This is a genomic window from Paenactinomyces guangxiensis, from assembly GCF_016055185.1.
GTDB lineage: Bacteria > Bacillota > Bacilli > Thermoactinomycetales > Thermoactinomycetaceae > Paenactinomyces > Paenactinomyces guangxiensis.
This window is the reverse complement of the sequence record NZ_JAECVR010000005.1, coordinates 119,864-132,428: the sequence shown is the minus strand read 5'-3', so window position 1 is coordinate 132,428 and position 12,565 is coordinate 119,864. Positions and strand designations below refer to the sequence as shown.

The window sequence follows — 12,565 nt, the reverse complement described above, 5'->3', positions numbered from 1 at the left end:
GTCAGGCGCCAAAAATCGCTCCCCAGAAAACCTGCCTCCCCGACATGATTAAACTTTCATCCCAGGGTTGTGTCGCCAAGTCATGAGCGTTTCTTAAAAAAACCCGGCTCTGCCTTTACAAGAAAAGCACTCTCGATAGAATGCTTGAGAGTGCTTACCTGTGGTTCTTTATCGTTATTTTATATTAATGGACAACTTCGTCCACTTCTGCTTCACTTTCAAAATCAATCGACAGAGCTAAAATCTCCGCTACATCCATCGTTTTCACACGATCTTCCACTTCTTTCGCTTTCGTACCGTCTGAGAGCATGGTGAGACAGTATGGACATGCACTGCCGATCAAGCTGGGGTTTACTTCAAGTGCCTGCTCGGTTCGGGCTACGTTGACACGAACTCCTTCAGTTTCCTCCATCCACATCATTCCGCCGCCGGCACCACAGCACATGCCGTTTTCGCGGTTCCGGTTCATTTCTGCCAGTTCGACACCCGGGATTTGCTGAAGAATGTAGCGTGGTGCCTCGTAACCGCCGTTGTAACGGCCCAGATAACAGGAATCGTGGTAAGTGATGCGCTCTTTGACTTCTTTCACCGGTTTGAGGCGACCCTGGTGAATCAGATCAGCGAGTACTTCGGTATGGTGATACACCTCCGCCTGAAGGCCAAGATCCGGATATTCATTTTTAAATGTGTTATACGCATGGGGATCAATCGTGATAATCTTCTTTACTTCATGCTTTTCAAACAGAGAGATATTATCCATCGCCAATTGTTGGAATAAAAATTCATTTCCCATCCGCCTGGCGGTATCTCCGGAGTTTTTCTCTTTATTGCCGAGGATCGCAAATTTTACGCCGGCATGGTTTAGAAGTTTTACCAGAGCACGGCTGATTTTTTGGCTGCGGTTATCGTATGAACCCATGGAGCCGACAAAAAACAGATATTCAAATTCTTTTTCCTTTTTGACCGTCGGCACGGGTACTTCGGCGTCTTCCGACCATTTGTCACGGTCTTTCCGGCTGATTCCCCACGGATTTCCCTGCCGCTCAATATTGGAGAAAGTCCGCGAGGCTTCAGGACTCATTTTCCCCTCGGTCATGACGAGAAAGCGGCGCATATCAATAATTTTATCCACATGTTCGTTCATGACAGGACAAGCGTCTTCACAGTTGCGGCAAGTGGTGCAAGCCCACAGCTCCTGCTCGGTAATCACGTCGCCAATCAACCGGACAGAGCCGTCCTCCCCCGATACCGCCGTCTCCAGTGCCGCCTGGTTGGTTCCGGCAAAGGCGAAATTGGGAACCCAGGGGGACTTGGAAGTGATGGCCGCCCCTTTGACGGTCAGGTGATCGCGCATTTTTACCAGCAAATCCATCGGAGACAGCATTTTTCCTGTGCCTGCCGCCGGGCATACATTGGTACAGCGCCCACATTCAACACAGGCATACAAATCGATCAACTGCTTTTGGTTAAAGTCTTCAATTTTGCCGACCCCGTATTCTTCCACCGACTCATCTTCAAAATCAATCAGGGAAAGTTTGGCCGGGGGCTGCTGTCTTTTGAGAAAGACGTTTAACGGTGCCACGAGTAAGTGGAAGTGCTTTGATTGAGGGACATATACCAGAAAACTGAACAAAACGAGCGCATGTACCCACCAGCTTACATAGAACCATGCTTGCCCGGCCGCCTGGCTCATCCATCCGGCAAACGGCATCGCCAACAGCGACGAGACCGGTGTGTACCAGGTGAACCCATGTCCAAACCAGATTTTTTCAAAAGCGGCAGAGAATAAGATCGACGCCATCAAAGAAGAAAGAAAAATAATAACCAGCCCTGATTTAAAGCCACGTTTCAGACGTGGAATCTTTTCCACATAGCGGCGGTAGTAGGCATAGATCGTAGCTAACAAGACAAGAAAAGTTGTGATTTCCTGCATGAAGGTAAAGGCATGATAAGCTGGAAACGGCAAGTGATTCCCCGGTGCCAACCCTTTGATAAAGAGGTCGATGGCTCCAAATTGAATGATGATGAAACCATAAAACATCACCACATGCATGATGCCGCTTTTTTTATCTTTGAGCAGCTTTTTTTGCCCAAACACGTTGATCAGGACTTCATTCAGGCTTTGCTTTAAGTCCAGGTTAAAGTCTGCGGGCTTTCCCAAACGCACATACATATAGCGTTTGTATACCACGTTTGCAAAGAGGTATACGGCATAAGCGGCAACAGCCAGAAAAGCAACCAGATGAAACACCTGCAAAGCAGACATTGATTTCTCCCCTTTCCCTCTGTTGCGCAGATTCAGAAAATACCTGCGCGGTTATGTAGAATGAATCCGTTTCCATTATATCATTACTCTTATTGTAACACGGAATGAGTGATTATTCATTCACTTTATTTTTTAAATCATGTTCGCTTTTTCATTCTGTATCTATCTGCTTTATATGGAATTTCTTTAGATGCACACTCTAATCGAGAGGTGATCACATGTGGCAGGCCGTTATTTCCTATTTGCCTGACTGGAACATTTTTTTACAGGCTTTTATCGTGTTTATGGTCATACAGTATTTCAAAGTTTTTTGACTGGATTCGCACCTAAAAAAGAAAGAGTGATTTTCGGTTGAAGTGGCGGAAAATAAAAAAACTCAAGCAGATGATAAAATCCCGTCAAACGGAAAATAAAATACCGGAAAAGGATAAACCAACCAGCGTTTTGACAAGCAATTTAACCTCCAATTTGGAACTTGTCCGGCAGATGATCGGCCATAACTCCGATGTGAATATTCGGGAGTTTATCATCGGGCGGACAAATACCCGGGCAGCGCTTATTTTTATCGATGGGCTGGCAGATAAGGATCTGATCGATAAGCATATTATGAAATCACTGATGTTAGATCTTTCAGAGGCGTATAAACAGGAGCAAACACCCGGGAAAGATGCTGGCTTGAAAGAATTTATCAAAAATCATGTGTTATCGGTCGGTGTCATACAAGAAGTACATACCTTACAGGATCTCATATCAGAAGTACTGACAGGAGCTACAGCCCTGATCATCGACGGGTCATCAGAGGTTATCATCCTGTTTCTTCCTTTGCGATTCCCCAGTATGGAGCCGGGATTGCCCTTCGGTGGCTTCGCTTTGTCTCCATGTTTTTCGCCACTGTGTTGGGTTTGTACGGGGTGATTTTGTTTTTTCTCATGATCGCTATTCATGTTGTGAAGCTGAAAAGTTTCGGCGTCCCTTATGCGACACCGGCAATTCCTTATCGTTTGAGCGATTGGAAGGATTTTATCGTGCGCCTGCCGTTGTTGAAAATGAAACGACGCCCGAAAATGCTGCATCCAAAAGATCCGGACCGAAAAGGAAAGATTTAACAGACAAAGGGAGTGGGCATGAGGTGATTACCAATCCGAAAGACCAGATTAAAAATACACAGGCAGCTGTTATCGTCACTTGTTACATTCTCGGAGTGGGAATCCTGACTCTGCCGAGAAACAGCTGTGGAAAAGATGAAAACTCCCGATGTCTGGAATGCGGTGATTCATGGCGGACTGATCGCGATGATTGCCGGGATGATCGGTGCCAAACTGAGTCAGCGGTTTCCGGGAAAAACCTTTTATCAGTACAGCCAGGTAATTGTCGGAAAATGGGTCGGCCGGTTGCTCAGCCTGTTTCTGGTGATTTACTTAATTGCGGTCGCCGCATTTGAAGTACGGGCGATGGCAGAAGTGACCAAGTTGTTCCTGCTGCAAAATACCCTGTCGAGGTAACCATGATGACCTTTTAGAGCACGTTCCTGATTGTCAGCGGAATCAACCCTATGGCCCGCTTGTTTGAAATCATCCTGCCCATTACCGTAGTCACTTTCTTTCTGGTTGCCTTTATGAGCTTGAAAATTTTTGAGATCGATAACCTGCGCCCGGTGCTGGGATTGGGAGTGGAACCAGTGCTGAAAGGGATAAAAACAACCAGCCTCTCTTACTCAGGTTTTGAAATTATGCTCATCGTGACAGCGTTTATGAAAGAGCCGAAAAAAGCCGTCAAAACTGTTCTGGTCGGGATTGGTTTTCCCCTGCTTTTCTACCTGACCACAGTGGTCATTGTGATCGGTGTATTATCGGTAGATGCAGTCATCATTAAGACATGGCCAACCGTCGATCTGATCAGGGCCTTTGAAGTGCCCGGGATCGTTTTTGAACGCTTTGAGTCTTTTCTGTTCGCGGTCTGGATTCTGCAATTTTTCGCTTCCTATACCATCATGCACTATGCTGCCGCTCTCGGTCTGGCGCAACTTTTCAAAAAACAGGACCATCCCTTTGTGTATGGTTTGCTGCCGGTGATATACATCATTGCCATGTTCCCGAAAAATTTAAACGACCTGTTTAAACTGGGGATATGATCTCAAATGCCACATTGTTTATAGCCGGTTTGCTGCCGCTTCTCCTGCTGTTAATCGCAAAAGTAAGGGGGAAAACATGTGAATCAAAATCATAGCAAACGACTCCCATTGTTCGTTGTGTTGCTGCTCCTCTTTTTTGTTACCGGATGCTAGGATCGTGTGGAAATTGACGATCTGTCCTTAAAGATAGCCGATGCATTAGACACAGGAGAAGAAACAACCCCTGACAAGGACTTGGAGGAGGAAGGAGCAGGGTATAAAAAAAGAAATTTGTTCACCTTAACCATGCAAACAGAAGTCCTGAAAAAAGCGGAAAAATCATTACAAAATGAAATAAGGAGTTTGGTCGATCAAGCCCTCAGGAAAATACAGAAGGAGTACAAAGCAGACGTTGCCGGATTTAACGACCAGCTAAGAATTCAATATCCCAAAGTATGGCAAAAAGTAAAAAAAGATTGGGACAAACGATTTAGTGAACCGAAAGTAAACTATAGTGTAAAAGTAGACATCATAGATTATGGGACGAAGGGTTCAAAGAAGTAAGGGTCGGGGAGCATTCCTTACCCGGTCTTTCCGGGCCTTGAAACAGCGGGAGAGCTGTCACCCCAGGGACAGCTCTCTTTCATTGATGCCAGCATTTTTTTGGCGGCGGGCAATTTCCTGTACGAAATAGGAAGCCACCTCAGGAGCTAATGTCCCGGGCCCGAAACCGGCATCATAACCCAGCTCCAGCGCCAGTTCATGATTGATTCGCGGGCCGCCGCAAATCAGCAGGAGACGGTCACGCAGTCCTTCTGCTTCAACAATTTCAACCAGTTGGGTCAAATTAGTGACATGAACCCCTTTTTGCGTCACCACCTGGGAAACAAGCAAAACGTCTGCATTCATTTCAATCGCTTTGGCTACCAATTCCTCATTTTCCACCTGGCTTCCCAAATTATAAGCGTCAATCTCGGGATAACGTTCCAAACCGTATTCACCATGATACCCTTTCATATTCATGATGGCATCAATCCCCACCGTATGGGCATCCGTACCCGTACAGGCACCGAGTACCACCAGCTTGCGGCCGATCTGTTCGCGAATGAAAGCATTAATTTCGTAAAAGTCCATACCTTTGCTCTCAACTTTGGGGACGCGGATCGACGAAAAGTCCACTGTATGTTGACACTTCCCGTAGACGATGAAATAGGTATATCCTTCCCCCAGGTCTTTCATATGGTAAACCTGCGGCTCGGCCAGCCCCATTTTTTCTGTTAACTGCCGAGCCGCTTCCCGGGCTTCTTCTCCATAAGGAACGGGAAGGGAGAAGCTTAGCTGAACGGCTCCATCGTTGATCGTATCCCCGTACGGTTTAACCCGTGTAAAGTCCACGCTCATCGGAAGAACCCTCCCTCTGCCGAAGTCCAAGGCGGTTCCGCAATTCTTCTTCAAACGGATTGTAGTACTCAATCCCTTTGTCCAGTACACCATGCAATCCTTTGCCGCCGGTGAATGAGCGTTTTACATCGGCAAGCATTCCGTTTTCCAATGCTGTGAACAAGCCGATCCTTTCTACTTCCTCCAGCATTTCCACCGCCTTTTGCAATACATGCCTGGCCCGCTTTTCGATGCGCCCGTCAGGCCGGAACAGCAACTCTTCTCCGAGATGGCGTGCGTTGTTAAAAATATACTGTGCATTTTCTATTGCCAGTTGCCGGTCGTGAATATGCGGGGTATGCATCGCCTCCGTCATCATGCCGAGCAATTGCACCCCTTGCCCTGTCAGGATGCTGACAAGATTAAACATGGCGTCCTGAATATGCCCCTTAAAAATATTTCCGGTCATATGCTTGGTCGGGGGCATATATTTCAGTGGTGCATCAGGGAAGATCTGCCGGGACATCTGCGCCTGGGCAATTTCCATCAGTAACCCGTCTTCAAGATCAGGGTTGATCTCACAGGCGTGCCCCAACCCCATCTGTTCGGGCGGCAAACCGGAGAGAAGAGCAAGCTGTTCATTGATGAACTGTGAAGCCAGCACGGTATGTGCCGCCTCCACAGCATCGGCAGTTGTCAGATAATTATCTTCACCTGTGTTGATCATAATCCCGGCATAACTGTTGATCATGCGTGAAAATGCCTGGTCGATCAATGTTCGTTGCATATTGATATCCCGAAACAAAATTCCGTACAGGGCATCATTTAACATGACATCCAGACGTTCCAATGCCCCCATGGCGGCGATCTCCGGCATACACAACCCTGAACAGTAATTGCAAAGCCGGATATAGCGGCCCACTTCTTCGCCCACTTCATCCAGGGCTTTCCGCATGATGCGGAAGTTTTCCTGGGTCGCATACGTGCCGCCATACCCCTCACGAGTCGCCCCGTAAGGCACATAGTCAATTAAGCTCTGCCCGGTACTGCGGATGACAGCAATAATGTCAGCCCCCTGGCGTGCTGCTGATTTCCCCTGTACAACATCTTCATAAATATCTCCCGTAGCCACAATCACATACAGGTAGGGCTTCTTTCCCTCTCCCAACCGTTTGATCAGCTGGTCGCGGTGCAACCGGTTGGCCCGGACCCGATCCAATCCTTTGCGGGCAACTTCACGCCCCTTCGCTTCCACCTCTCTGCGGTCAGCCCATGGTACATTTCCGAGGTCCAGCGACCCGGCGGCTACTTGTTCAGCGATTGTTTGCGCCGGCAAGCCCAAATGCAACATCGCATGAATCACCCATGTGGCTGCTCCTGATTCCAGCAAACCTCTGTCCAGCAAATGATCAATCACCACATTGGGGAGCGGGATGTATTGGCTGTCCACTCCGTCAATCCCCATCAATCTTAGAACCGTTCTCTCTATGGCCACGGTTGTCCGGCTGGAGATAAACCGGTCCACACCACGGGCAATTTCAGCCGCGGCCCGTCTGGCACGGTCAATTTGCTCCGGGTCGAGCCGCAATTTATGATCCATCATACTCCTCCCCTCTCTCTTTATTTACCAGTCTTTTTGCCTCTTGAGTAATGATTGGATCAAGACCCAGTGCCTCGGCAATCACAATCGCCTGTTCCGGCAGGGAATCCGTTTTTTGCAGCGGAATGAGCCGGTAATCCATTTGTTCCTGTAATAAACGGTGAATCTGACCGGGATGGCCAGCCATTCTCTCTTGTAAATGTTTCAGTTGAATCCCCGCCACCCGGTACCCTTGAATTCCCTCTATCACTATCACTTCTCGATAGTGCGTGACATGAACTACCCACTTTCCGGCATCGATGAAATATTTCGTCACAGCCTGCGAAAGGGCTGCCCCCTCAACGGGGTTGGTCCCTCTGCCTAGTTCATCCAGCAACAACAATCCTTCTTCTTTCCGCCTGACCCACTTGCTCAAACGCGCTATCTCTGCTCCAAAACTGCTTAACCCCTGATTTACATTTTGTCTGTCTCCAATCAAGCTGGTTACCCACGGGAAAAGCGGTATCTTACAAGCGGCTGCCGGTACAAAGAAGCCGTATCCCGCCAGTACGGCGATGATTCCGGCCGTCTTTAACGCAACGGTTTTCCCGCCCATGTTGGGGCCGATAATCACTGTTACGCCCCGTCTCAACGTCAATTGGACCGGTGTCACAGACAGCCCTGTTTCACGCAGGTGCCGGGCAATTACCGGATGAAATCCCCGGTCAATTTCAAAAAGTTCCTCCGAGTGCTCCGGCTTGACTCCCTGCCAGATTTGCGCGGCCCGGATGCGAGCCCACTGGAGATCAAAGTGGGCCAGTTTCTGTACCCATGTTTGCAGTACAGGAATATAAGGGCGAAAAAATTCTGCCAAACCAACAGATATCTCTTGTTCCAACGATTCGATTTTCTTGGTTATATGATCCAGTTGCTGCTGGCAGGCCGCTTCATTCGGATGCTGAAACACATAGACAGAGTCATACACCGTTTCTCTGGCCAGCCGGAGACAGGCTTCCTGCTTTAGCGCTTGATCCAGTTGTGATCCCTTCACCGCCACCCACTCACCCAGACGATTGCGGCGAATCCGGTAAGTGCTGTCCACTTTCTGCGCTTCTTCTTCTTTTTGCTCCCGAAATTCACGTTCAATGGCATTCCGCTGCCGGCGAAGCTGTTTTAATCTTCCGTCATAACCATCAACAAAAGCAAAAGAAGGCTGCAAAGGCGGAGTCGGATTTAATTTCCACAACAGCATTTCACACATCTCCTTCTCTGCTGGTGTAAGTATCAGAGAAGAAGGCATCTGTGCCAATTCCATCCATTTGGACCATTCGCTTAGTTGCCACAAAAACTGCTTTATCTTGAACCACTCGGTTAAGCCGGGCGATTTTGCAGCCGTCCATCTTTCCAGGATGCCGGCAATGTCAGGAACGCGGCGCAATATCTCTTCCAGCCGCCCGATTTGCTTCGGAATGGCAGATAGTTGTTTTTGCATCTCTTCCTGCTCAAGAAGAAGTTGTTGCCACTCTGTTTCTTGTCCGGGCAGAAAGGGGGTACACTTTCGTTTAGCCTGTTCTCCCATTGGTGTGAAGGGTTGAAACCATGACCAGATTTCATCAACATGCAAATCCTGCCTGGTCTCCTCATCCACAAGCATAACCGCCCCCTCCTTCCTGTACCGGCTCCCTCACCACATCAATCACCGGAAGCGGAGCGCAAATCTTGGCCACTTTTTGCTTCATCTCTGCCGGAGGAAAGGAAAAACCTTCAGGCGACACCGGGTTAACAGCCACTCCCAGTAAGTGAATGTTACGACACACCTGAAGATCTCCGCCCATCTGGTAAAAACGGCGTACCGCAGGCAAAGAGAGGAAAAGATGAGTCGCATCAGGGACAACGATAGTAAGGGCTGCTTTTTTCTCCATCAATTCATGCAACATTCGGTCTGTCAGCGCACCGGGGACAGCAACCGCCTGCCAGTTCTTAGCGATGGCTGCCTCATTCCGGGCCATTTGCAGAAGTGTAGCAAAAGGAAGCTTCTCAACCTTCTCATTCACGATTGCAAATATGCTTCTTTCTTCGATTGCCCGGCGGCCGAGCCGGCTAAGCTGATCTTCCCGGCAAACGGGCCGTGTAAAAAGGTGAAACCACTCTTCCATTTTCTGCAAAACACCCTGTAGAGAAGAACTGAGGCTGGCCCCCGCAACAACGAGAGCAGCGTCTGTCACATAAGGGCTGGCAGTGGTTTGTCGATCGTAAGCACCATCCAGCAGGGTCAGCTGAACTCCGCCGGCCATCTGAAAGCCGCGTTTAATCCTGGCCACTCCTTCCGATGAGTTTACACCTGCCAGCTTTACCTGGTTCGCCCGCCGGCATCTGGCGATGAAAACTTCCCCCATCAACGTGTGCACACCTGTGGCCAGGAGCACCTCCCAATGCCCCGGTTGCAGATCGAGTAGCGGCCCGGCAGTGGCTACACAAACACCTTCCGGCACATAGACAGGGGGTTTGTTCCGTCCACTCCACGCATCCCGTTCTTCCCCATCGATCCCGATGCTGGCCAGCCCCAGAGAAATCCGGGGGTATAGCTCCCTGATCATCGCGTTAAGCACAGTTGTTTTACCCGCATTTTTAGACAACCCTACGACGGCCAGTGTTTGGATCGACGGATGAACGAGAGTTGAAAACAAAGATTTCACCATCAACTCTAACGCTCTCTCGCTCCTTCTTTTGCCGCTGCCATCTCAACTGATGCTTTGTTTTCTTTCTTCTGTAATAAATAGCGCCGGTCTTCGCGGGATAAGTGTTTGGGTTCCAGATTGATGCGCTCATCACTCATCAGTGAAGCAATCCCCACAGATGCTCCGGCCGCCTGGCAATATTCACAGGTTGCCGGGTCATGCGGTTGGTAGTTTTCCGGTTCAGGATAGCTGGTGATTACGCCCTCAAAGTTTCGCAAAACCGTCTTGGCGGGGCTTTGTGCAATGATATAGTTGGGGCTGAGCGGAATTTTCCCTCCGCCTCCGGGTGCATCCACAACAAAGGTAGGAATGGCGTAACCGGACGTATGCCCGCGCAGATACTCCATAATCTCAATCCCTTTGGAGACTGGGGCGCGGAAATGTCCAATTCCTTCAGACAAGTCGCATTGATAGATGTAGTAAGGCCTTACGCGTGTTTTGACCAGCTCATGCATCAGTTTTTTCATCGTAAACGGACAATCGTTAATCCCTGCTAAGATCACCGCCTGGTTTCCGAGCGGAACGCCGGCGTCAGCCAGCATTTCACAAGCCCGTCTGGCTTCGGGAGTCAATTCTTTGGGGTGGTTGAAGTGGGTATTAATCCAGACCGGGTGATATTTTTTCAGGATCGTGCACAGATTTTCCGTGATCCGCTGGGGAAAGACCACAGGAGCCCGTGTTCCAATGCGAATGATCTCAACATGGGGAATCTCACGCAGATTTTTTAGCAGGTACTCTAAAATACGGTCATTAACCAGGAGCCCGTCTCCCCCGGACAACAATACGTCACGCACCTCCGGATTGCTGCGAATATAATCGATACAGGCATCCATCTGCTTTTTCGGAACTCCCATGCCAATCTGTCCGGAGAAACGACGGCGTGTACAATAGCGGCAGTACATCGAACACTGGTTGGTGATCAGAAATAAAACACGGTCGGGATAGCGGTGAGTCAGCCCTTGTACCGGTGAATCTGTATCTTCCAGGAGCGGATCTTCCATATCGTAGGCAGTGCGGTTCAACTCCGAAGAAATTGGCACAGATTGCATGCGAATGGGATCTTTCGGATCATCAGGGTCCATCAACAGAGCATAGTAAGGGGTGATATTCAAAGGAATGGTCTGCTTGGAGATCTCCACACCGCCGGTTTCTTCCTCCGTTAAGTTAATCACTTTGCTCAAGTCTTCCATGTTGCGAATGGTATGGGTCAGTTGCCACAGCCAGTCATTCCACTGCTCCTCGGTCACATCTTTCCACAGCTCTACTTCGCGCCAATCTCTCATAAAAATGCTCCTCTCCTGTTGTTTTTTACTTGCCGGCACAACCAGTAATGAAAGTTTTGTTCATGCAGGAAGGCAAATTCCGGGGAATAACCTTTGTCGACCCGACCGGCAAAAAACTGTCACGCATCAAAAAAACCGTTTCAATGAGAGGCATAACGACGGTAAAACAATTCCCGGAGCGGGTGGGATTCCCGGAGGAGGTTTAATGTATGATCCGCATGTCCAGGAGCATATCCGTTGCCGATCATCATGCGGACATCTTTTCCCACTCCTTCCGCGCCCAGGGCGGCCGTGGTAAAACGGACTGCCATACTGAAGAAGTAAACCATCCCTCCGTCCCCGGTAGCTAAAATGGAGGAAAGCTCTGTATGTGGAACATTGACACAATTGATGGTGAGATCAGCCATCTTTCCCTCTGTGATGTCGGCAACCGTTTCATATACAGCCACCGGGTCAGCAGCATCAATCTGAACCACCTGATGGGCCAACCCAAGGGCCCCAATTTCCTTACAGGCGTCGGGGTGAGACTCCAGCGCGATGACCTGCCCGGATCGACCCGCCTGTTTCCACGCCTGGTATAAACAGAGCAAGCCTGATTTTCCACCGGCTCCCATCACCAGCACCCGATCCTGCGGTTTTACCAACGAAGCTGTCTGTGCCGGAGCCCCGCACACATCCAGAGCCGCCAGCGAGACAGACTCCGGCAGGTCCTCGGGCAATACGGCATACGGGCCGCTTTGAAATAAAATCGCTTTCCCGCTCACATCCATCTGTCCTGTTTTCATATCGATGTGATGGATATCAGTCAGAATGAGCGGGGTTAATGTCAACGAAACAAGGGTGGCAATTTTTGTTCCGGGTGCCGGCCGGTTTGGAAATTGAGAGCCGACCTGTTCCACCCGGCCAATGAGCATTCCGCCGGAACCTGTGACCGGATTGTGCATTTTCCCCCGTTCTGCCACAATTTCCATCACTCTTTGTTTGATCCGGTCCGGACATTGTTCCGCCTCTTCTTTCAGTTGGGCAAAGGAAGCAGAATCAATATTTAATCGCAGCACATCAATCAGCAGTTCACTTTCCAGCGGATAAGGATCGGCATTAAGCTTCCAGGCCGGCTGAGGCAACACACCCGCCGGCTCCAATACACGATGAAGTCCGTATTTGTGTCCAGGTGCGATTGGATCATTTGTTTTCAAACAGATTCCACCT

At 49.3% G+C, this 12,565-nt stretch carries 9 protein-coding genes and 2 pseudogenes; 4 read left to right on the top strand and 7 right to left on the bottom strand.

Annotation, left to right across the window (positions count from 1 at the left end; translation table 11 throughout):
- Window positions 1-184: 184 nt before the first annotated feature.
- Complete coding sequence (locus tag I8U27_RS07170) at window positions 185-2,266, bottom strand: (Fe-S)-binding protein (RefSeq protein ID WP_181751298.1); 2,082 nt, start codon at window positions 2,264-2,266, stop codon at window positions 185-187.
- Window positions 2,267-2,650: 384 nt separating this feature from the next.
- Here I8U27_RS07170 and I8U27_RS07165 point away from each other — a divergent pair, with 384 nt between their 5' ends.
- The 4 genes and pseudogenes from I8U27_RS07165 (at window position 2,651) to I8U27_RS07155 (ending at window position 4,940) form a co-directional block, all read left to right on the top strand.
- On the top strand, window positions 2,651-3,181 hold the full coding sequence (locus I8U27_RS07165; protein ID WP_408637640.1) for a spore germination protein: 531 nt from the start codon (window positions 2,651-2,653) through the stop codon (window positions 3,179-3,181).
- A pseudogene (locus I8U27_RS21295) lies at window positions 3,079-3,372 on the top strand (spore germination protein); the annotation flags it as partial. The gene I8U27_RS07165 and the pseudogene I8U27_RS21295, both read left to right, overlap by 103 nt.
- A gap of 23 nt (window positions 3,373-3,395) precedes the next feature.
- A pseudogene (locus I8U27_RS07160) lies at window positions 3,396-4,492 on the top strand (spore germination protein).
- A gap of 64 nt (window positions 4,493-4,556) precedes the next feature.
- Window positions 4,557-4,940: a Ger(x)C family spore germination C-terminal domain-containing protein gene (locus I8U27_RS07155; protein WP_309506109.1), complete on the top strand. Its 384-nt coding sequence runs from the start codon at window positions 4,557-4,559 to the stop codon at window positions 4,938-4,940.
- 57 nt (window positions 4,941-4,997) lie between these two features.
- On the opposite strand, the gene kamE is transcribed toward I8U27_RS07155, so the two are convergent.
- The 6 genes from kamE to kdd form a co-directional block, all read right to left on the bottom strand.
- Window positions 4,998-5,777 (bottom strand): lysine 5,6-aminomutase subunit beta, encoded by a 780-nt coding sequence (gene kamE / locus I8U27_RS07150; protein ID WP_181751299.1) that lies wholly within the window; start codon window positions 5,775-5,777, stop codon window positions 4,998-5,000.
- A complete protein-coding gene (gene kamD, locus I8U27_RS07145; protein ID WP_181751300.1) occupies window positions 5,752-7,356 on the bottom strand; it encodes a lysine 5,6-aminomutase subunit alpha in 1,605 nt (534 codons plus the stop codon). The genes kamE and kamD overlap by 26 nt, the downstream gene beginning before the upstream one ends.
- Complete coding sequence (gene kamC / locus I8U27_RS07140) at window positions 7,346-8,989, bottom strand: lysine 5,6-aminomutase reactivase ATPase KamC (protein WP_181751301.1); 1,644 nt, start codon at window positions 8,987-8,989, stop codon at window positions 7,346-7,348. Before kamC ends, kamD begins: the two co-directional genes overlap by 11 nt.
- A complete protein-coding gene (gene kamB, locus I8U27_RS07135; protein ID WP_181751302.1) occupies window positions 8,976-10,034 on the bottom strand; it encodes a lysine 5,6-aminomutase reactivase subunit KamB in 1,059 nt (352 codons plus the stop codon). Before kamB ends, kamC begins: the two co-directional genes overlap by 14 nt.
- Before the next feature lie 5 nt (window positions 10,035-10,039).
- Complete coding sequence (gene kamA, locus I8U27_RS07130) at window positions 10,040-11,356, bottom strand: lysine 2,3-aminomutase (RefSeq protein ID WP_181751303.1); 1,317 nt, start codon at window positions 11,354-11,356, stop codon at window positions 10,040-10,042.
- A 140-nt stretch (window positions 11,357-11,496) separates the two neighbouring features.
- Window positions 11,497-12,552 (bottom strand): L-erythro-3,5-diaminohexanoate dehydrogenase, encoded by a 1,056-nt coding sequence (gene kdd / locus I8U27_RS07125; protein WP_220185900.1) that lies wholly within the window; start codon window positions 12,550-12,552, stop codon window positions 11,497-11,499.
- Between the last annotated feature and the right edge of the window lie 13 nt (window positions 12,553-12,565).

What these genes read in the sequence shown, in the direction of transcription:
- kamC (WP_181751301.1), bottom strand. Translation starts at nt 8,989, where the DNA reads ATGCTTGTGGATGAGGAGACCAGGCAGGATTTGCATGTTGATGAAATC.
- kamE (WP_181751299.1), bottom strand. Translation starts at nt 5,777, where the DNA reads ATGAGCGTGGACTTTACACGGGTTAAACCGTACGGGGATACGATCAAC.
- kamB (WP_181751302.1), bottom strand. Translation starts at nt 10,034, where the DNA reads ATGGTGAAATCTTTGTTTTCAACTCTCGTTCATCCGTCGATCCAAACA.
- kamA (WP_181751303.1), bottom strand. Translation starts at nt 11,356, where the DNA reads ATGAGAGATTGGCGCGAAGTAGAGCTGTGGAAAGATGTGACCGAGGAG.
- I8U27_RS07165 (WP_408637640.1), top strand. Translation starts at nt 2,651, where the DNA reads ATGATAAAATCCCGTCAAACGGAAAATAAAATACCGGAAAAGGATAAA.
- I8U27_RS07170 (WP_181751298.1), bottom strand. Translation starts at nt 2,266, where the DNA reads ATGTCTGCTTTGCAGGTGTTTCATCTGGTTGCTTTTCTGGCTGTTGCC.
- kamD (WP_181751300.1), bottom strand. Translation starts at nt 7,356, where the DNA reads ATGGATCATAAATTGCGGCTCGACCCGGAGCAAATTGACCGTGCCAGA.